Source organism: Sphingomonas sp. (assembly GCF_050725575.1).
Classification (GTDB): Bacteria; Pseudomonadota; Alphaproteobacteria; order Sphingomonadales; family Sphingomonadaceae; genus Sphingomonas.
Map to the genome: position 1 here is coordinate 51,934 of NZ_JBOHHW010000025.1, position 20,056 is coordinate 71,989.

The following is a 20,056-nucleotide window of genomic DNA, read 5'->3' on the forward strand; positions in this document are numbered from 1 at the left end:
CCGTCGCCCCTTGCGGGAGAGCGCCGCTCCGGTCAGACTTGGCCGCTTCGACGATGACGAGGTGGCGATGTCCGAGACCATAACCGTGAATTCGTCCCCGGCGGCCGAGGGCAGGCGCTACGTCACCCTGCCGGCCCGGCCGGAGCCGCTGCGCGTCGCGGTCGATGAGACCGCGATCGTCGTGATCGACATGCAGAACGCCTATGCCTCGCCCGGCGGCTATGTCGATCTCGCCGGGTTCGACATTTCCGGCGCGGCGGGCGCGATCGAGCGGGTCGCGGCGGTGCTGGATACGGCGCGCAAGGCCGGGGTGCAGATCGTCTATCTGCAAAATGGCTGGGATTCGGATTATGCCGAGGCCGGCGGTCCTGGTTCGCCCAACTGGCACAAGTCCAACGCGCTGAAGACGATGCGCGCCCGGCCCGAACTGCACGGGCAATTGCTTGCCCGTGGCGGCTGGGACTATGAGATCGTCGATGCGCTGACTCCGCAGCCGGGCGATCTGCGCGTGCACAAGACGCGCTATTCCGCCTTCTTCAATTCGCAGCTCGACAGCACGCTGCGCGCCCGCGGCATCCGCAACATTGTCTTTGTCGGCATCGCCACCAATGTCTGCGTCGAAAGCACGCTGCGCGACGGTTTCCACCTCGAATATTTCGGTGTGATGCTGGAGGATGCGACGCATCATCTCGGCCCGGAATTTCTCCAGGCCGCGACGGTCTACAATGTCGAGAAATTCTTCGGCTGGGTGTCGACCGTGCCCGATTTTTGCGGGACGTTCGGGCAGATTGCCGACAGCGACTCTAGCCCCGACCCCACCCCCCGTTCGCCCTGAGCTTGTCGAAGGGCCGTTCTTTCTTCCTCATTCCGTTGCAGGAAGGACGGTGCTTCGACAAGCTCGGCACGAACGGACACAGGAAGATCCAGATATGCCTTTCACCCCGATCAACCCGCCGCAATTCCCCACCCCGATCGCGCCCTATTCGGCCGGCGCGAAAGCCGGAAACACCATCTATGTCTCCGGCGTGCTCGCGCTTGGCGAAGGCGGCACGGTGCTGCATGTCGGCGATGCCGCGGCACAGACGCGCCATATCCTCGACGTCATCACGATCACGCTGGAAGCCGGCGGGGCGACGCTTGAGGACGTGGCGATGAACCATATTTTCCTCAAGGACCTGGCCGATTATGCCGCCTTCAATGCGGTCTATGCGGAATATTTTCCGGGTGCGAAGCCGGCGCGCTACTGCATCCGGTGCGATCTGGTGAAGCCCGATTGCCTGGTCGAGATCGCCAGCGTGGCGCATATCGCCTGATGCCCGAAGCCGCGGGTCTTTATTACGAAACGCACGGGGCGACTGGCGCGCCGCCGCTCATCCTGTCATCGGGCATGGGCGGATCGGCGAGTTACTGGCGCCCGAATACCGCTGCGCTGGCCGAGCATTTTCACGTCATCGCCTATGACCATCGCGGCACCGGCCGGTCGGACCGAACGGTCACGCCGCGCATCGAAAGCATCGGCAACGATATGCTGGCGCTGATGGACGCGCTGCAACTGCCGAGCGCATCGATCGTCGGGCACGCCATTGGCGGCATGGGTGGCCTCACCTTGGCGCTCGATGCGCCGGAGCGGGTCGAGCGGCTGGTGGTGGTCAATGGCTGGGGCCGGCCCGATCCCTATACGGCGCGCTGCTTTGACGCGCGGCTGAGCCTGCTGCGCCACGGCGGCGTGCGTGATTATGTCCATGCGCAGCCGATCTTCCTCTATCCGCCGCAATGGATCTCCGATCATCATGCGACGCTGGAGGCGGAGGAGGCGGCGCATATCGCGGCTTTCCCCGCCGAGATGGTCGAACAGCGCATCCTTGAAGCGGTGCGCTTCGATGTGATGGACCGTCTGGCGGATCTGGTCGTGCCGACGCTGTTGCTCGCCAGCGGCGATGACGGGCTGGTGCCGCCGGGCTGTTCCCGATCGCTCGCGGACGCCATTCCCGAGGCCCGGCTCGCGACGATGAAATGGGGCGGTCACGCCTGCAACGTCACCGATCCCGATACTTTCAACGCACTCGTTGTCGATTTTCTGAGGAGCTAAGCCATGCAGGTCGGAATCTTCGTCCCCATCAATAATAATGGCTGGCTGATCAGCGAGAACGCGCCGCAATATATGCCGAGCTTCGATCTCAACAAGCAGATCGCCCAGAGCGCGGAGAAGCACGGGCTCGATTTCCTGCTCTCGATGATCAAGCTGCGCGGCTTTGGCGGCAAGACCGAGTTCTGGGAATATGGCCTGGAGAGCTTCACGCTGATGGCCGGGCTCGCCGCGGTGACCGAGAAGATCAAGATTTACGCGACCTGCCCGACCCTGGTCATCCCGCCCGCTTTTGCCGCGCGGATGTGCAACACGATCGATTCGATCAGCCATGGGCGCTTCGGTCTGAACCTGATCACCGGGTGGCAACGGCCCGAATATAGCCAAATGGGTTTGTGGCCGGGTGATGAGCATTTCCGCAACCGCTATCAGATGCTCGACGAATATGCGCAGATTCTCCGAGAGTTATGGGAAACCGGGCGGAGTGACCTGAAGGGGCAATATTACCAGATGGACGATTGCCTCGTTCGCCCCAAGCCTGAAGGCGATATGAAGATCATTTGCGCGGGCAGCTCGGACGAGGGGCTCGCCTTCTCGGCCAAATGGGCGGACTACGCTTTCTGCCTTGGCAAGGGTGTCAACACGCCGACCGCTTTCTCCTCGAACAATGCCCGCCTCGCTGCGGCGACCGCCAAGACCGGGCGCGATGTGTCGATTTTCGTGCTGGTGATGATCATCGCCGACGAAACCGACGAAGCGGCGATGGCGAAATGGAAAAGCTATAATGACGGCGTCGATATCGACGCGATTTCCTGGCTTGCCGAACAGGGCGCGGCGGACAAGCACAACGCCTCGACCAATGTCCGCCAGCTCGCTGCGCCGGAAGGGGCGGTCAACATCAACATGGGCACATTGGTCGGCAGCTATGCGAGCGTCGCGCGAATGCTCGACGAAATGGCGGAGGTACCCAATACCGGCGGCGTGCTGCTCACCTTTGACGATTTCGTTGAAGGGGTGGAGGCATTCGGCACGCGGATCCAGCCGCTGATGAAGAGCCGTAACGTGGGGTAGGAGGCATCATCGTCGTCACCCCGGAACAAGTCCGGGGTGACGGAGTGGATTTGAGGCGCTGCAACGAGACTGCTTCGAAGGCAGTCGGATGATTACGTCAGGGAAAACAACCGATGTCGATCTGGCTCAAGATACTGATCGTCATCGCCGTGATCGGGCTGAGCCTCGGCCTGATCCTGTTCTTCGCCTCACCACCCGCCGTGCTCAATTTCCTCAATTCCCACACCCCCGGCGACAGCAACGCCGAAAAGGTCGCAAGCGGCGTCGCCTATGGCGCGGAACCGGCGCAGAAGCTCGATGTCTGGGCGCCGAAGGACCGTGGCGACGCGACCCCACTGCCGGTCGTGATCTTCTATTATGGCGGCGGCTGGGTGAAGGGATCTCGCGGCGAATATGGCTTTGCCGGCCGCGCCTTTGCCGCACAGGGCTTTATCGCGGTCGTCCCGGATTATCGGCTGGTGCCGGGCGTGCACTTCCCGGTGTTCGTTCAGGATAGTGCGCTGGCGATCAAATGGGTGCGCGACAATATCGCGCGCTATGGCGGCGATCCGCGGCGGATCACTTTGTCGGGGCATTCGGCCGGTGCCTATAACGCGGCGATACTGGCGCTTGACCGGCACTGGCTGGCCGATATCGGCGTCGATCCCGGCATCGTCCGCGCCGCCGCGCTGCTTGCCGGGCCCTATGACTTCTATCCGTTCGACAAGCCACGTAGCATCGCCGCGATGAGCCAATGGCCGCGCCCGCTGGAAACTCAGCCGATCCAGTTCGCCCGCGCCGATGCGCCGCCCTTATGGCTTGCGGCGGGCACTGCCGATGACGTGGTGCGGCCTTACAATGCCGAAAACCTGGCCAAGAAGCTGCAAGGGCTGGGCGCGCCGGTGACGCTCAGGCTCTATCCCGGCAAGAGTCACAATGACCTGGTCATGGGCCTGTCCAAACCATTTCGCGGCCGCGCGCCGACGCTGCAGGAAAGCAGCGAGTTTCTGAAGGCGAATTCGCGGTAGCGGCGTCGTTTCGCCCGGACGCGATGGTCCGGAACGATTCTTCGGAAAATGATTCAATATCGAGACCGGTTCATGGCAGCACAGTGCCAGGCGAAACGCTGTCCGGCGTTTCGTCCGCTCTTTCTCATGACTGGAAATCTGCAATGCCGGTGCTGGCTGTTCCGATGAAAACAGCCAGCACCGCTGGCTGTTATGCTGGCTGATAACTGGCTGTTATTCGATAACAGCCAGTTCTGCACAAGCTGCTGAAAATGAAATGGAATCCTGCCGCAAAATGCGACTTAACAGCCAGCAAAAAAACATTTCGCGATAACAGCCAGGAACAGCCAACGAAGCGGTGCAATGGATGTGGAGCGCCGTCCGACGGGTCGGCTATCGACCTAGTTTGCCGCCGCCAGCTTGCTCGTGTCGATCGCCGCCACGGCCGCCTTCAGTGTCGCAATGTCGGTGACATTGCCCTCGGCGGTGACCAGGAAGCGGCTCTCAGCCATGGTTTCATATTTGCCGCGCTTCTCGGTGGTGTCCCATTTCTCGGTCACCATCGCGCCGCCGACCATCTCGGTCTTTTCGTAGCCGGTGGAGGTCTGCTTGCTCGACTGGACGTTCAATGCGCCGCCCAGTGTCGCGAGCGATCCGAGTGCCGCCATGTCGGCGACCGACAAGGTGAAATTTTGGTCGCCCGCACTGTACTTGCCCTCGGCCCGGCTGCCGCCGATGCCGGCCGCGCCGCCGCTGGTCGATTCCGTGTCGCCGCGTGCGAAGCCGGCGACCGATGCCGGGAGCAGCGCTTGCAACGTGGCCGCCGGCACCGCATTGGTCTTGCCGCTGGCGGCATCCGCCTGCATCCGCGCGCTTGCTGCCTCCATCTTCTTGCCGGCTTCCTCGAGCTTGCCGAGATCGAGCTTGCCGACGCCGGGGACTTCCATCGTGCCGCTCGTCGTTCCGGCGCTGAGGCTGATCAGCGGCCGGGCGACCTGAAACGCCACCGCGCCGGCGATCGCACCGACGACAAGGTACACAATCACGGTAACGACCATGGTGACGATGACATAAGGCACAGCCTTGTCGGCGGGCGCCTTCATCAGTTTCGGCAACCCGACCCACAGCAGGTACAGGCTGTACAAGCCGAGCAGGCCAAGAATCATGAGCGTCGGCAAGATCTGGAATATCCCGGCCAGCCAGCCTGCGGTGGCGCTGAATGCGGCGACCTTCAGCGCGGATACCGGGTTCTTGGTCGCCCCGAAACTGGGCGCTAGCGCGTCGATGATCAGCGCCAGGACATAGGTGCCGACCAGCGCGAGGACATAACCGATCACCGCCGTGGTCAGCGCGAAGCCGAAGCCAAGGCCAGAGCCGAATATCAGGGACCCAATCAGCATCGCCACCGGGCCGATCGCCGCGAGCGGCACGACCCAGCCGATATAAATGCCCCTGACCGTCATCGGCTCGCTGTCGATGCGGTCCCATTCCGCGGCCGGTGTCAGCAGCAATTGCTTGATCCGGTTCACCATGCCTGCGGGTTCATTGTCTGGAAGCTGTGTCGCCATGGTCGACCCCCTGTTGGTTGCTCAAACGTCGGATTTTCCCGGTCCGAATGCTATCGGCATTTCCGGCGAAAGATAGGATCAAGGCGACATTCGCGGCTTGTCGATTGCGCGAACGCCAAACGCCTCCCATATCCGCCGCCATGAGCGATACCATGACGTGGCACGGCACGACAATTCTCTCCGTGCGCCGGAACGGCAAAGTCGTCGTCGCAGGCGACGGCCAGGTCTCGATGGGCCAGACCGTGATGAAGCCCAATGCAAAGAAGGTCCGCCGCCTTGGCGACGGGTCGGTGATCGGCGGTTTCGCCGGCGCGACCGCCGATGCCTTCACCTTGTTCGAACGCCTCGAACGCAAGCTTGAACAGCATCACGGGCAATTGCTCCGTGCCGCGGTCGAGCTGGCCAAGGACTGGCGGACCGACAAATATCTCCGCAATCTGGAGGCGATGATGATCGTCGCCGACAAGGAAGTGACCCTGATCCTGACCGGCAATGGCGATGTGCTGGAGCCGGAGGCCGGGGTCGCGGCAATCGGGTCGGGCGGCAATTACGCCCTCGCCGCCGCCCGCGCGTTGGTCGATTACGAACAGGATGCCGAAACGATCTGCCGCAAGGCGATGGCGATCGCGGCTGAGGTCTGCGTCTACACCAATGACCGGCTGACGATCGAAACACTGGACGCCGCATAATTCCCCTCCCGCTTGCGGGAGGGGCCGTCCCTCCAAGCGCCGCCTTTACCGACAAGCCCTCCCCCGACCCCTCCCGCAAACGGGAGGGGAGAAGAGAAAAAAATGAACGACGCACTGACACCCAAAGCCATTGTCGCCGCACTTGACGAACACATCATCGGCCAGCGCGATGCCAAGCGCGCGGTCGCGGTTGCGCTGCGCAATCGCTGGCGCCGCCAGCGCCTCGGCGCGGATCTGCGCGATGAGGTATCCCCCAAGAACATCCTGATGATCGGCCCGACCGGCTGCGGCAAGACCGAGATCAGCCGCCGCCTCGCCAAGCTCGCCGATGCGCCGTTCATCAAGGTCGAGGCGACCAAATTCACTGAGGTCGGCTATGTCGGCCGCGACGTCGAACAGATCGCCCGCGACCTGGTCGAGGAAGCGGTCCGCCTCGAAAAGGAACGCCGCCGTGTCGCGGTCAAGGACAAGGCCGAGGAAGCGGCGATGGTCCGCCTGCTCGACGCACTGACCGGCAAGGGCGCCAGCGAGGCGACGCGCGAAGCGTTCCGCCAGCGCATGGCCGACGGTCATCTCGACAATACCGAGATCGAGATCGAACTTGAGGCGCAGGCACAGATGCCGTTCGAAGTGCCCGGCCAGATGGGCATGATCAATCTCGGCGAGATGATGGGCAAGGCGCTGGGCGGCAATCAGCTCAAGCGCCGCAAGCTTACCGTCCCCGCGGCATGGGAGAAACTGGTCGAGGAAGAGGCCGACAAACGCCTCGACCAGGAAGAGGTCAGCCGCACCGCACTGGCCGATGCCGAGGCCAATGGCATCGTCTTCCTGGATGAGATCGACAAGATCGCGGTCAGCGAACAGCGGGGCGGCGCAAGCGTCAGCCGAGAGGGCGTGCAGCGCGACCTGTTACCGCTGATCGAGGGCACGACGGTCGCGACCAAATATGGGCCGATGAAGACCGACCATATTCTGTTCATCGCCAGCGGTGCCTTCCATGTCGCCAAGCCGAGCGACCTGCTGCCGGAGTTGCAGGGTCGCCTGCCGATCCGGGTCGAACTGAAGGCGCTGACCGAGGCCGATTTCGTCGCGATCCTCAGCGATACCAAGGCGTCGCTACCGCAGCAGTACAAGGCGCTGATCGGCACCGAGGGCGTGACGATCAACTTCACCGAGGACGGCATCGCCGCCGTCGCAAAGATCGCCGCCGAAGTGAATGGCGAGATCGAGAATATCGGTGCGCGCCGCCTGCAGACGGTGATGGAGAAGCTGCTCGAGGAAGTCAGCTTCACCGCCGAGGACCGCGGCGGCGAGACCGTAGTGGTCGATGCCGCCTATGTCGAAAGCCAGCTGGCCAGCATCGCGCGCAATACGGATCTGTCGCGGTTCGTGCTTTGAGCTGTTCCCCGGCGCGCGCCGGGGAACAGAAATACCCGCGGGCGGCGCTTCCGCTTTCCCATCTGCACGGCTAGCCTCCCGCTATATTCTCATCCGGGAGTCGTTCGTGAAGCATCTCATCGCTTGTGGCCTGATCGCGGCCATTGCCGTTCCCGCCATTGCCCAGGAAGCGCCCACCCCCCCCGTCGCCGCGAAGAAACCGCATGAAATCAGGGCGCCGTTCGGGGCCACTCGACAGGACGACTATTACTGGCTGCGCGACGACACGCGCAAGAACCCGGACATGCTCGCCTATATCAAGGCGGAGAATATTTATGCCGATACGGTGCTCGCGCCGACCAAAAAGCTGCAGGATACGATCTACAATGAGGTGGTCGGGCGCATCAAACAGGATGACAGCTCGGTCCCCTATCTGAAGAACGGCTATTATTATTACACGCGCTTCGACACCGGCGCCGATTATCCGGTCGCCGCGCGGCGCAGGGGAAGCATGGACGCGCCGGAAGAAGTGCTGCTCGACCAGCCGAAGCTTGCGGCGGGCAAGGGCTTTTTCCAGACCGCGTCGCGCGTTGTCAGTCCCGACAACAAACTGCTCGCCTGGGCCGAAGACACCGTTGGGCGTCGCCAATATGTGCTCAAGGTCAACGACATCGCGACCGGCGCGCTGCTCGCCGATACGGTCCTGAACGTCGAAGACAACCTCGTCTGGGGCGACGACAACAAGACCATCTTTTATATCGAGAAGGACCCGGTCACCCTGCTCAGCAAGCGGGTCAAGGCGCATGTCCTCGGCACGCCCGCCGCGGCCGACCGGCTGGTCTATGAGGAAAAGGACGACAGCTTCTATATGGGGCTGGGGCGCACCGCCGACGACGCCTTTATCTGTCTCATGCTGCAAAGCACGGTCAGCAACGAACAACGCTGCGCCTCGGCCAGGGCGCCGACCGACTTTGCCGTTCTCGCCTCGCGCGAGCGCGACATCCGCTATGATGCCGATCATATCGATGGCCGCTGGATCATCCGCACCGACTGGAAAGCGCCCAATTACCGGCTGATGACCGTCGCGGATGCGAAGGCCGATGGCACCCGTGCTGCCTGGACTGATCTTGTGCCGGTCGACCCTGCGGTGTTCATCGAGGGGTTCAAACCCTTCCATGGCTTCCTCGCGATCGAGGAACGGTCGGGCGGCAACAAAAGGCTGCGCATGCTCGCCGACGCCGGCAAGAGCAGCTTCGTCAATTCGGATGAGCCGGCCTATGCGATGGCGATCGATATCAATGAAGAGACCGACACGCCCTGGCTGCGCTACACTTATAATTCGCTGACCACGCCGACCACCACCTATGAGGTGAATGCGACCACCGGCGAACGTCGCGTGCTCAAGGTGCAGCCGGTGCCGGGGTACGACGCGAGCCAATATGTCACCGAACGCGTGTGGGTGCCGGCGCGCGACGGCACCAAAGTGCCGGTCAGCCTGGTCTACAAGAAGGGCTTCAGGAAGGACGGCACCGCTGCAATGCTGCAGTACGGCTATGGCAGCTATGGCGCATCGATGGATCCGGGCTTCTCGATTCAGACCGTCAGCCTGCTCGATCGTGGCATGGTCTATGCCCTGGCGCATATTCGCGGCGGGCAGGAAATGGGCCGCAAATGGTATGACGACGGCCATTTGATGCACAAGAAGAACAGCTTCACCGATTTCATCGACGTCACCCGCTACCTCGTCGCGCACAAATATGCCGCTAGGGGCCGGGTTGCGGCACTGGGTGGCAGCGCTGGCGGGCTGCTCATGGGCGCAGTCGCCAATATGGCGCCGGGCGACTATCGCGCGATCGTCGCGCAGGTGCCGTTCGTCGATGTCGTGACGACGATGCTCGATGCCAGCATCCCGCTGACCACCAACGAATATGACGAATGGGGCAATCCGGCGAAGAAGCCCGCTTATGATTATATGCTGAGCTATTCGCCCTATGATCAGGTCAGTGCGCAGGCCTATCCGGCCCTGTTCGTCGGCACCGGCCTGTGGGATTCGCAGGTGCAATATTATGAGCCGGCGAAATGGGTCGCGAAGCTACGCGCGACCGCGACCAGCAAATATCCGCTGGTGTTCCGCACCAATATGGAGGCCGGCCATGGCGGCAAATCGGGTCGCTTCCAGCGCTATCGCGATTCCGCCGAATATACAGCGTTCATGCTCACCGAACTGGGCGTGACGCCTTAGTTCTTCGGTTTGTCGTAAGGCGTGAAGTCGCCCAGCCGGCACATCGGGCCGGGGACGCCCGAACCAGGCGTCACCGGCCGGATGAGATCATTGCGGCAGAGTTCGCTGCCGAACACCTCGACCACAATCGTCGAATAGGGCCGTAGCGACGGGCAGCTTGCCGGCAGCGTATTGCGCCAGATGCGGCGACCGCTGACACGGTAGAGGATGTTCCGGTCGTCGATTACCTGCGGCCCACCGGTCAGGGCCGTCAGCGGCACGCATTTGACCGGCGTGCCGGCAGTCTTCCCCTGCAGCGCCTTGGCCATTTCGGCATCGCTTTCCGTACGGCTGTCGGCGGTGGTGGCGCACGCGACGAGCGCCAGCGGGGCGAGCAGCATGATGCGCATGGTCATTCTCCCGGACTCCGGTTCCCCGGCGCCGTCTTAGCAGAATCAGCCGCGAAACGCATCCTTGGCCGCACGTCGATCGGCCAGTTCCTCGGCGGATGAGGCGCGCAGGAAGGGGTTGGTGGCCAGCTCCAGCGCGATCGTCGTCGGCACGGTCGGCTCGCCCGAGGCGCGCGCCGCATCGACCGCCACCATCCGCTCGATGATCGCCGCATTGCCCGGCTCGGCGGCGCGCGCGAAGCGGCCGTTCGACTGGGTATATTCATGCGCGCAATAGACGATCGTCGCAGGCGGCAACGCAGCGAGGCGCTGCATATTGGCGAACATCTGCGTGGCATCGCCCTCGAACAACCGGCCGCAGCCCATCGCGAATAGTGTGTCACCGGTAAAGACGATCGCGTCACCGGGAAGATGAAAGGTGATGTGCCCGGCGGTATGCCCCGGTGTTTCCAGCACCGTCGCGACATGCGCACCGAGCGTGACGGTATCGCCTTCGCCGACCGCGATATCGAGCGTGGGTATGCGAGCCGCTTCTGCGGCGGGGCCAGTCACCACGGCGCCATGCGCTTCCTTGATCGCGGCATTGCCCCCGGTGTGATCAGGGTGCCAGTGGGTGTTCCAGATCGCCCCGATCCGCCACCCGCGCTGGCCTGCTTCGGCCAGGACGGGCGCGGCCTCGGCGGGATCGACCACCATCGTCTCGCCCGAAACCGGGTCATGGATCAGCCAGATATAATTGTCGCTCAGCGCCGGGATGCGGATAATTTCGAGGTCGGTCATGGATGGCTCCGAAAATTGAGCGCCGCGGTGCCAAGGCGGCTCGTGATATCGCCGGCGGATTCTGCGCGCGCATGCGTCACGCCGCCGCCGGCCCAAAGCGGGGAGAAATCGCCGCGTCCCTCGCTCTCCGCCTTGGCGCGGAGCGGTGCGAGCGCGGCGCTGGCATAGGGAAAGGGCGGGGCAAGGTCGCTGATCGGTCCGAGCTCATCGGTCAGCCGATTGCGCAGTCCGCCCGCAACACCGCCGCTGAACAGGTTCGTCGCGACCAGGTCTCCCGGATAGGCCGTCTCGATTCGCCGGCGATGCACCGCGCTGGTCCATGCCTCGGGCGTTAGCAGATAGGCGGTGCCGAGCTGTACGGCTGCAGCGCCGTTCGCCATCGCGGTGGAAACGCCGGCCGCATCGGCGATCCCGCCGGCGGCGATCACGGGCACATCGACCGCCGCGACGACCTGCGGCAAAATCTCTTCGAGCGGCACGGAGCGATACCCGTCGAGGAAGTGCCCGGCATGGCCGCCGGCCTCACGGCCCTGCACGATGATCGCGTCGCAGCCCTGCGCCGCGAGATGCTGCGCCTCGGCCAGGGTCGTCGCATTGCCGAAGATCAGCGCGCCGGTCGCCTGTACCCGCGCCAGCAAAACGCCATCGGGCAAACCGAAATGGAAGCTGACGATCTCCGGCTGCGCCTGTTCGACCGCCTCGGCCATCGCCGCATCGAATGGCCGCCGCAGCGGCGGCGATCCGGTTGGCGGGGCGACGCCCTCTTCGGCATAGAAAGGCGAGAGCGTTTCACGCCACACCGTTTCGTCAGGCTGTGGGCCGAGCGTGTGGCAGAAGAAATTGAGATTGAGTGGCCCGGTGGCGGCGGCGCGGATCGTCGCCACTTCCGTCACGACCGCTGCCGCGTCGAGCACGTCGCAGGCGAGCGACCCGACCCCGCCCGCGCCGATCGCTGCGATCGCCAGCTCTCGGCCGGCGAAATTGGCCATCGGCGCCTGGACGATCGGCAGTCGTGCGCCGGTCAGGTCGAGAAAGCCGGCGGTGGTCATCTCACCATTCACCGGTGTTTGGCATCGACGCCCAGGGCTCGGCCGGGGGCAGGACGCCGTCCTGCAGCAGTTCGACCGAGATATTGTCCGGCGTGCGCACGAACGCCATGTGGCCGTCGCGCGGCGGGCGATTGATCGTCACGCCGGCGTCCATCAGCCGCTGGCAGGTCTCGTAGATATTGTCGACGCGGTAAGCGAGATGCCCGAAATTGCGTCCACCGGAATAGTCCTCCGGGTCCCAATTGTGCGTGAGCTCGACCTGCGCATCTTCGTCGCCCGGCGCGGCGAGGAAGATCAGTGTGAAGCGACCTTTCTCACTGTCCATCCGCCGCACTTCGTTCAGCCCGAGCAGGTTGAAGAATGTCACCGTCGCATCCGGATCGGTCACGCGGATCATGGTGTGGAGATATTTCACAAGGGCTGCTCCTGCTGGCGTCGCCCTTCAGATAGGGCGCGCGCAGGCATCCCGCAATTTCACGCCAGTGATTCCACCGAGAATTTCAACTGGAGATTCAGCCCGAGAGTCAGGGCGTAATGGGCGGAGCGAACTGCATCAGAGCAGCCTTGGCAGCGATTCCCGCCTCATCCTGAGGCGCGATCGCTACGGCCTGGTTCCAGGCAGCCTTGGCGCCCGCTTCGTCACCGGCCAGCGCGGCGATATTCCCCGCCTCAAGCTGTACCGAAGCATCGTCACCCGACAGCCGCAGCGCTTCGGTAATGTCTTTCTTTGCGCGCGGCAGATCGTCCATCCGCCGCGCCAGCGTCGCCGAGAGCAGCCAGGCCAGCGGATCGGTAGCAGCGTCGATCACGGCCTGATCGAGATCGCTGCGCGCCCCGGCCAGATCCTTGCTTGCGACTTGTGTCCGCGCGCGGTCGAGATAGGCCTCGCCGCGCTGCAGCCCGGTCAGCGTACCTGCCGCCAATGCCGCGTCGAGTGCTGCGCGCGCCTTGCCTGGTTCCTTGGCGGCGAGCCAGGCATTACCGCCTTGCGCCCAGTACAGAGCGGCCCGCCGATCCTTGGCGAGTTCGGCTGCGCGTGCCGCACTTTCGAACTCGGCTGCTGCCGCGCTCCATTTTTCGTTATTGGTATAAGCGACACCCAGGCATTGCTGCGCCAGGAAACCGCCGCCTGCCAGGTGCCAGCGCCCGGCTTCCTCCGCGGCGGCCGCAGGATTCTTGGTCGCCTGGTCGAGGCAGCGGGCGGAACGCTCCTCGGCTGTCGAGGGCGGACCTGCCGGCGGTACGGCAGGAGATTGGACAGCCGGAGACTGGACAGCAGCGAGCAACAACAGGGGCAGGATCATAAGCGCGACATCACATCCTCGACCGCCTTGATCAGCAGCGCGATATCAGCGTCGCGCGACAGGCGGTGGTCGCCATCCTTGATCAACAACGTCTGCACATCGGCTGAACGGATCATCTCGGCGAGCCGCGCAGTGCGTGTCCAGGGCACGTCACGATCGAGCTGGCCCTGCAGCAGTCGTACCGGGCAATCGACCGGAATCGCGCCGAACATCAGCCGGTTCGCCTCGCCCGAATTCCAGAAAGCGGCGGTGGTGACGGTCGGCTGGTCCGAATAGGGTGATGCGCGCGAAACCTTGCCGCCCGACAGGATCGCCAGTTTCTCGTCGGTGGTGAAGCCCCAGTCGGTAAAATCGGGCGCTGGCGCAACGCCGATCAGCCCCGCGACCAACTCGGGCCGGTCGCGCGCGATCAGCAGCATGATCCATCCGCCCATCGACGACCCGACCAGCACCGCCGGGCCATTGGCCAGCTGCTCGACCATCGACAGCGCATCGTCGCGCCAGCCGGTCAGAGTCTGGTCCTCGAATGCGCCCTCACTTTGCCCGCAGCCGCCATAGTCGAAGCGCAGGAACGCGCGCCCGCTCGCCTTCGCCCAGGCTTCGAGCGCCAGTGCCTTGGACCCGGTCATGTCGGAAGCATAGCCTGGCAGGAACACCGTCATCGGCCCGGTGCCTTCGGTCAGGTAATAAGCGAGCGCGGGGCGGGGCGGGGTGGGGGCGTTCATGCGCGCCCCTTAGAGGATGTCATGGGCGAATTGAATTCCCTTATCCTGGGATTGCATAAGGAATTTGTCCCGAAAAGATCCCCCGCAGCGTGCCCCTTGTCCGGCGTAGCTATACACGCGTGACGGCGTAATGCTCCTGAAGCAGGCTGACGACTGCCTCGCTATGCGTCGCATCGCGCGTTTCGAACATGACCTCGAGACGTGCTGCCTGAACGTTCGGCGCTGTGAACAGGCGGTGGTGCGACACCTCGATGATGTTCGCGCCGGCCTGGCCGATACGCGTTGCGATCTCGCCCAGAACGCCGGGCCGGTCCGGAATGTCGAGGACAAGCCGCATGATCCGTCCGTCGCGGATCATGACTCGCTGCAGCACATTGGCCAGCGCCCGATTGTCGATGTTCGCGCCGCAAATCGGTATGCCGACCCGGCGCCCCCTGAACAGCTCGGGATACGCCAGCAGCGCCGCGACGCCAGCCGCACCGGCGCCTTCGGCGACGATCTTGACCTCTTCAGCGAGCAAGGCGATCGCGTTCTCGATCACATGTTCGGGAACGGTGATCACCTGTTTCACGAACTGCCTGGCAATCTCGATCGGCCGACGTCCGACATCGCGTACTGCGATACCCTCGGCAATGGTGCTGCCGCCGACGTTCACCGGATCTCCGCCCAGTTCCTGAGCCATAGCGGCGTAACTCTCCACTTCCACACCGAAGATGTCGATCTTGCGCCCGGCGCCCTGCGCGGCAAGCGCCGACCCCGCGAGCAATCCACCGCCGCCCACGGGAATGGCGAGCGCGTCGAGATCCGGCACATCCTCGATCAGTTCGAGCGCGAGCGTGCCCTGGCCGGCGATGATCGCGTCGTCGTCATAAGGGTGAATGAAGACAAGTCCCTGGGTTTCGGCGCAGGCGCGCGCGTGCGCCGCGGCATCCGCCAGGGTGGCACCGTGCAGCACTACTTCCGCACCCCATTTGGAGGTTCGCGTCACCTTGGTCGCGGGCGTGAAGGCCGGCATCACGATCACTGCGCGGATACCAAGAAGCGCCGCGTGCCGCGCCACCGCCTGGGCGTGATTGCCCGCGGACATCGCGACCACCCCAGCGGCGCGTTCTTCCGGCGTCAGCAGCGCAAGGCGGTTGGCCGCACCGCGTTCCTTGAAGGCGCCGGTGACTTGCAGCGTATCGAGTTTCAGCCAGACATCCGCGCCGGTGAGCCGGCTGATTGCGTCGCTGCGGACGACCGGCGTGCGAACCACTTTTCCCGCGATCCGCTCGGCGGCCGCCTTTACGTCATCAAACCCGATCATTGGCCGCTCTGCTCCCGGTCTGCCGCATCTCGCACGTCCGCCATAGCGGTGTCAGCGCGCGTCGGCGAACCCCTTCAGCGCGGTCATGAACGCCTCGGGCTGATCAAGCATCACGAAATGCGCGGCACCGCCGATATCGACGTAACTGACGGCCGGCGCAGCCTTGTAAACGCCCTGATACAGTGCGTCGGCGCGCGCTTTGGAGATGCCTGTGTCGGACCAGGGATAGAGGATGGTCAGTGGCGTCTTGATTGCGGCCAGATCAGGACGCAGGTCAGTGGTCATGTCCTCATACAGCGCCTGGCCGCTGACGCGCGAATCCGCCGCCAGCATCCATGCCTTCACCTTGGTGCGCGATTCCGGTTTCAGCGCCAGGCCGTTAGCGGTCCGCTCGGCATAGGCTTCATTGACCGGCTTGCCATAGCCTGCGGCCATCTGGTCGCGGATCATCTTCGCCTGCGGCTCCATCGTCGCGACCGTCGCATTCGGGTTGAAGATCAGCCCCACATAGGGAAGCGAATCAACGATCAACGCGCGCGAGATGTCACCGGGATGCGCCTTGGCCATCATCAGCGCGACCAGGCCGCCCATTGAATGGCCAATCATCGGTGTGCTGCCGATCTTCTCCTTGGCTATAAAGGCATCGAGATCAGCGACGATCCCGTCGAGCATGCCGGGTTTCAGGTTGCCGCGCGGATCATCGCCGGCAAAGCCGTTGACCTGAACCAGATAGACGCGGTGCGTCTTCGCCAGTTCGGGTGCTACGCCGTCCCACACTGCACGCGGGCTGGACAGGCCGGGGATCAGGAAGATCGCCGGGCCGGTGCCGCTGGCCTGGATCGAAACGTGCTCCATCTGCGTCACCGCCGGAGCGGTCAGGGCGGGAGCGCTGGCTACCGGAGTCCGGGCACGGCCGGCGCTGGGCTGCAGGACAACCAGTATCGAGACAGCGCTGGCGAGAATACGGGCTTTGAAATGAGTGATCACGTCATGCTTCCTTTGATGGGCTGGTGAAGATGTCTTCGATGGCGAGGCCGAACAGTTCAGCGATCCTGAAGGCAAGCGGCAGCGAGGGGTCGTAGCGGCCGGTCTCGATCGCATTGACACTTTGGCGGGAAACCTCGAGCCGGTCGGCGAGATCGCCCTGGCTCCAGTCGCGTTCGGCGCGCAGCACCTTGAGGCGGTTCTTCATGCCTCACGCCCGATCGCCAGCTTGTTGACCAGAGCGCCGATGCCAGTGCCGGCGAACCACAGCACGGCCGCGTAATAGGCATAGACATGTGGCACGAGCCCGAAATTCTCGAGAAAGCCCCAGGCGGTGGTGACGCTCAGTGCGAAGCCGGTCGCGATCAGCAATTGGCGGACGAAACGGTCGCGCAGATATTCGTCGGTTTCCTCGATCAGGTAACGGCCGATCACCATGAAAATCGCGATCAACGGCAGTGCGGGGAGGATTGCGACGAGGTAGGCGACTGGACCATGGACCGCACCCCGGGCGAAGAGCGCAACCGCGGCGAGCAGCAGCGCCGCATATCCCAGGCTGAGCCAGATGACGCGGCGATTGTAGCGCTTGATGGCAGGACTTGCGCCGAACATGGGTAAAGGTTCCTTTCGAATTAGGAAAGTAAGCTTTACAGTAACGCATGTCCACCAAGCTTTCCATATTGCATGGGAGTCTTGTCAGAATACGTCACGGCGACGGCTCGGGCTGGCCTTTCGAAAGGCCAGCGCTAACAAGGCATATGATCTCGCGTCTGATCATTCCTGGTATCGCGCTGGTTGTTGCATGTGTGATGCTGGTCGCAGCGTTCCTGTCGCCATTGGCCCTGTTCGTGAAATTTGGACTGCCGCCCTGTGCTGAGGAAGGCTGGTTCAAATTCGCGGCAGAGGTTTCGATACCCCTGTCCCTTTCGGCCGGCGGGATCTGGCTATTGTCAGCGGCTCGCCCCGGCGCGCGTGAGGTCGCGATTGCGATTGCCATCCCCTGCGTCGCTCTCGTGCTGTACTGGCAATCGGAGCGGTGGAACGCCCCACATCAGCAGGCTTGTGCGCATCAAACGCTTGAGCAAGCTGTTGCCGCATGTCGAGCCGATCGCTCCGTCTATAGAGCGGGACGAAGTCCGGACGGCTTCCCGACGTTCACCTTGGTGGCACCGGGCAATACCGATCACGCCTATGATTGCCTGTGGCGGTGGTCGATCCACAAAGGCTCGGTGGAGATCAACGTGGATGAAAGCGTCTACGAAGAGTATCGCCGAACACGGGCACCCGGTTAGTGACTCCCGGTCATGACAGGGAAGAACCTCGGTCTGAAATCAGATGACGTATTCGACCGTCGTCATCTGGGATTGCGCCGCGCGTGCGGCGCCGCGCTTGGCGACGAGCACATCGTGCAGTTCCTTCACGGCGTCGCTGCCCGCGGTCTTGAACGCGAAGGGCAGCCAGGCGTGGATCATGCAGCCGAGGCCGCCGCACACCATGCGAAAACCGAAGCGCGACGCGACTCCGAAATGCTCGCCGAAACTCTCACCGACAGACTCCGGGTGATCGAGAAACAGACGGCGGAACATGGGCAAACCTCTTCGTTGCGAGTGACCGACCCCTATCATGGCCAGCACCTGCTGTCAGCCTTTGGCGGCAATTCGTGTCAGCATTTCGGCGGCGAGCTGGCTCAGCGTATCGTCTCGCGCGCCCATGATGACGATGCGGTCGCCGGGTCTTGCCATGTCAGCGAGGTGTGCCGCAGCCTCCGCGCGGTCGGCAATGTGCAGCGCGTTGCCGCCGCCAGTCGCCACATCGGCGATGATGTCGGCGCTGGTCACTTCGCGCACCACCGTGCCGCCCTGATAGACCGGATCGGGCAGCACGAGCAGGTCGTCCGCGCGCAATTTCCGGGCGAACATCGCGACCAGTTCGGCGCGCATCACCTTGAGCGGGCCATAGCCATGCGGCTGGAATAAAAGCAGCAGCCGACCGGGAAAAGCATGCAGCGTGTCGAGCGTGGCGGCGATCTTGTCCGGGTTATGCCCGAAATCATCGATCACCGCGACACCGCCCGCTTCGCCGACCAGCTCGAAGCGGCGCTTGAGCCCAGTGAAGCCCTGAATCGCGGTGATCGCTTCGGCCAGTGGCACGCCCGCCGCGACGCTCGCGCCGATCGCCGCCAGTGCGTTGGAGACATTATGCCGTCCCGGCACTGACAGGCGCACCTTGTGCCGCGAGCCGTCGGTGACCAGGTCGAAGCTGATCGCAAAGGGTTCGGGCGCCAGAGTCTCAGCCGTCAGATCGGCCGGCGCATCGACCGCGAATGTCGTGATCCGCGCCGGATCGAGCGTCGCGGCCAGCGCCGTCGTCTCGGCATCGCCGATATTGACCAAAGTGGTTGCCGCTTTGCCGGCAAAGTCGCCGAACAAGGCACGCAGCTCCTCCAGCGACTTATGGTCGAGGCTGACATTGTTGAGCACCGCGATGCGCGGATGATACAGCGCAATCGACCCGTCGCTCTCGTCCACTTCGCTGACGAACGCGGCACCTCCACCGACCAATGCGCTGGCGAACGGCGCGTCGGGGCCGGCGAAATTCTTCATCACCGCACCGTTCATCACCGTCGGATCGCGCCCGCAGGCATGGAGGATCCAGCCAATCATGCCGGTGACGGTCGATTTGCCGCTGGTTCCCGCGATGCCGATCGGCAGCTCGCTGGCGTTGAACAGGCTGGCGAGCAGCTCGGCCCGGCTCATCCGCGGTGCGCCGATCCGGTTGGCTGCGACGATATCGGCGACGGTCTCCTCGACCGCGGCAGAGGCGATGACGATCTGGTCGGGCGATACGATGCCGCTGCCGTCCTGCGGGAACAGTGCCACGCCCCTGGCGCGCAGATCGGCGAACTTGGCGGGCAGCCGCGCCTGATCGAGCGTGCGGTCCGATCCGGCCACGGTCGCACCGCGGCCGGCCAGGATCATCGCCAGTGGCATCATGCCGCTGCCGCCGATCCCGACGAAGAAGTAGGATTTGCCGTTATGCATCGCGTCGCGCTATCGGCAATGCGCCAAAGGGGCAAGTTGTGGAAAGGGAGCCGGGACAGCTCATGCGGATTGGCGTTGTCGCCCCGGCGGGACGGATCGATGAAGTGGTGGCGGCGCGCGCCATGGCGTTCGCGGCGATCGCCTATCCGTCGGTCGACCTGATTTTCCATCCGCAATGCTATCGCACTGATGGCGGGCATTTCGCCGGCCCGGATTCGGCGCGCGCCGCGGCTTTCCTCGAATACGCCAATGACCCGACGATCGATGCTTTGTGGTTCGCGCGCGGCGGTTATGGCTCGAACCGCATCCTTGCCGATGTCATCCCCAATCTCGGCGCTGCCGCCGCGACCAAAAGCTATGCCGGCTTTTCCGACATGGGCTTCATCCTCGGCGCGCTCTATGCGCGGCGTATCGGCAAGCCGGTCCATGCGCCGATGGTCTCAAGCATCAACAACAGCC

General features: G+C 63.8%; 23 protein-coding genes. 10 read left to right on the top strand and 13 right to left on the bottom strand.

The genetic code is table 11. From position 1 onward, the window contains the following. Positions 1–67 precede the first annotated feature (67 nt). The 5 genes from rutB to ACRECS_RS16625 all read left to right on the top strand — a co-directional run bounded on the left by rutB (position 68) and on the right by ACRECS_RS16625 (position 4,164). Positions 68–835, top strand: coding sequence for a pyrimidine utilization protein B (gene rutB / locus ACRECS_RS16605; protein WP_431584060.1), 768 nt, complete (start codon positions 68–70; stop codon positions 833–835). A gap of 94 nt (positions 836–929) precedes the next feature. Then, positions 930–1,313 carry a pyrimidine utilization protein C gene (rutC, locus tag ACRECS_RS16610; protein WP_431584061.1) on the top strand — a complete coding sequence of 128 codons (384 nt, stop codon included), beginning with the start codon at positions 930–932 and terminating at the stop codon, positions 1,311–1,313. Continuing rightward, positions 1,313–2,089, top strand: coding sequence for a pyrimidine utilization protein D (gene rutD, locus ACRECS_RS16615; protein ID WP_431584062.1), 777 nt, complete (start codon positions 1,313–1,315; stop codon positions 2,087–2,089). The genes rutC and rutD overlap by 1 nt, the downstream gene beginning before the upstream one ends. Positions 2,090–2,092: 3 nt before the next feature. Beyond that, positions 2,093–3,157: a pyrimidine utilization protein A gene (gene rutA, locus ACRECS_RS16620; protein ID WP_431584063.1), complete on the top strand. Its 1,065-nt coding sequence runs from the start codon at positions 2,093–2,095 to the stop codon at positions 3,155–3,157. Positions 3,158–3,270: 113 nt separating this feature from the next. Next, entirely contained in the window at positions 3,271–4,164 is an 894-nt protein-coding gene (locus ACRECS_RS16625) for an alpha/beta hydrolase (RefSeq protein WP_431584064.1), read from the top strand. A gap of 380 nt (positions 4,165–4,544) precedes the next feature. Here the strand turns inward: ACRECS_RS16625 and ACRECS_RS16630 are convergent, their stop codons facing one another. Further along, on the bottom strand, positions 4,545–5,711 hold the full coding sequence (locus ACRECS_RS16630) for a Yip1 family protein (RefSeq protein ID WP_431584065.1): 1,167 nt from the start codon (positions 5,709–5,711) through the stop codon (positions 4,545–4,547). A 140-nt stretch (positions 5,712–5,851) separates the two neighbouring features. On the opposite strand from ACRECS_RS16630, the gene hslV reads away from it, so the two are divergent. The 3 genes from hslV to ACRECS_RS16645 all read left to right on the top strand — a co-directional run bounded on the left by hslV (position 5,852) and on the right by ACRECS_RS16645 (position 10,019). Then, complete coding sequence (gene hslV, locus ACRECS_RS16635) at positions 5,852–6,400, top strand: ATP-dependent protease subunit HslV (protein ID WP_431584066.1); 549 nt, start codon at positions 5,852–5,854, stop codon at positions 6,398–6,400. 102 nt (positions 6,401–6,502) lie between these two features. Then, on the top strand, positions 6,503–7,798 hold the full coding sequence (gene hslU / locus ACRECS_RS16640; protein WP_431584067.1) for an ATP-dependent protease ATPase subunit HslU: 1,296 nt from the start codon (positions 6,503–6,505) through the stop codon (positions 7,796–7,798). A 106-nt stretch (positions 7,799–7,904) separates the two neighbouring features. Beyond that, on the top strand, positions 7,905–10,019 hold the full coding sequence (locus ACRECS_RS16645) for a S9 family peptidase (RefSeq protein ID WP_431584068.1): 2,115 nt from the start codon (positions 7,905–7,907) through the stop codon (positions 10,017–10,019). On the opposite strand, the gene ACRECS_RS16650 is transcribed toward ACRECS_RS16645, so the two are convergent. From ACRECS_RS16650 to ACRECS_RS16695, 10 genes are all read right to left on the bottom strand, one after another. Further along, entirely contained in the window at positions 10,016–10,414 is a 399-nt protein-coding gene (locus tag ACRECS_RS16650; protein ID WP_431584069.1) for a DUF6491 family protein, read from the bottom strand. The genes ACRECS_RS16645 and ACRECS_RS16650 overlap by 4 nt on opposite strands. Before the next feature lie 39 nt (positions 10,415–10,453). Then, complete coding sequence (gloB, locus tag ACRECS_RS16655) at positions 10,454–11,188, bottom strand: hydroxyacylglutathione hydrolase (protein ID WP_431584070.1); 735 nt, start codon at positions 11,186–11,188, stop codon at positions 10,454–10,456. Next, entirely contained in the window at positions 11,185–12,237 is a 1,053-nt protein-coding gene (locus ACRECS_RS16660) for an NAD(P)H-dependent flavin oxidoreductase (protein WP_431584071.1), read from the bottom strand. Before ACRECS_RS16660 ends, gloB begins: the two co-directional genes overlap by 4 nt. Position 12,238: 1 nt before the next feature. After that, complete coding sequence (locus ACRECS_RS16665; RefSeq protein ID WP_431584072.1) at positions 12,239–12,652, bottom strand: VOC family protein; 414 nt, start codon at positions 12,650–12,652, stop codon at positions 12,239–12,241. A gap of 109 nt (positions 12,653–12,761) precedes the next feature. Further along, complete coding sequence (locus tag ACRECS_RS16670; RefSeq protein ID WP_431584073.1) at positions 12,762–13,541, bottom strand: tetratricopeptide repeat protein; 780 nt, start codon at positions 13,539–13,541, stop codon at positions 12,762–12,764. Then, positions 13,538–14,266, bottom strand: coding sequence for an alpha/beta hydrolase (locus tag ACRECS_RS16675; protein WP_431584074.1), 729 nt, complete (start codon positions 14,264–14,266; stop codon positions 13,538–13,540). The genes ACRECS_RS16670 and ACRECS_RS16675 overlap by 4 nt, the downstream gene beginning before the upstream one ends. A 109-nt stretch (positions 14,267–14,375) precedes the next feature. Then, positions 14,376–15,572, bottom strand: a complete 1,197-nt coding sequence (locus ACRECS_RS16680) for a threonine ammonia-lyase (RefSeq protein WP_431584075.1) — start codon at positions 15,570–15,572, stop codon at positions 14,376–14,378. A 51-nt stretch (positions 15,573–15,623) separates the two neighbouring features. Continuing rightward, positions 15,624–16,559, bottom strand: a complete 936-nt coding sequence (locus ACRECS_RS16685; RefSeq protein WP_431584076.1) for an alpha/beta fold hydrolase — start codon at positions 16,557–16,559, stop codon at positions 15,624–15,626. A 1-nt stretch (position 16,560) separates the two neighbouring features. After that, complete coding sequence (locus tag ACRECS_RS16690) at positions 16,561–16,764, bottom strand: helix-turn-helix transcriptional regulator (protein ID WP_431584077.1); 204 nt, start codon at positions 16,762–16,764, stop codon at positions 16,561–16,563. After that, positions 16,761–17,168 carry a hypothetical protein gene (locus tag ACRECS_RS16695; protein WP_431584078.1) on the bottom strand — a complete coding sequence of 136 codons (408 nt, stop codon included), beginning with the start codon at positions 17,166–17,168 and terminating at the stop codon, positions 16,761–16,763. Before ACRECS_RS16695 ends, ACRECS_RS16690 begins: the two co-directional genes overlap by 4 nt. Positions 17,169–17,314: 146 nt before the next feature. Here ACRECS_RS16695 and ACRECS_RS16700 point away from each other — a divergent pair, with 146 nt between their 5' ends. Further along, complete coding sequence (locus ACRECS_RS16700) at positions 17,315–17,848, top strand: hypothetical protein (RefSeq protein WP_431584079.1); 534 nt, start codon at positions 17,315–17,317, stop codon at positions 17,846–17,848. Between the two features lie 39 nt (positions 17,849–17,887). Here ACRECS_RS16700 and ACRECS_RS16705 read toward each other — a convergent pair whose 3' ends face one another. Beyond that, on the bottom strand, positions 17,888–18,142 hold the full coding sequence (locus ACRECS_RS16705; protein WP_034160719.1) for a DUF6356 family protein: 255 nt from the start codon (positions 18,140–18,142) through the stop codon (positions 17,888–17,890). Positions 18,143–18,196: 54 nt separating this feature from the next. Beyond that, on the bottom strand, positions 18,197–19,597 hold the full coding sequence (locus tag ACRECS_RS16710; protein WP_431584080.1) for a UDP-N-acetylmuramate--L-alanine ligase: 1,401 nt from the start codon (positions 19,595–19,597) through the stop codon (positions 18,197–18,199). A 62-nt stretch (positions 19,598–19,659) separates the two neighbouring features. Between ACRECS_RS16710 and ACRECS_RS16715 the strand changes: the two genes are divergently transcribed. After that, positions 19,660–20,056, top strand: a 397-nt coding sequence (locus ACRECS_RS16715) for an LD-carboxypeptidase (protein WP_431584081.1), incomplete at its 3' end; no start/stop codon positions are given.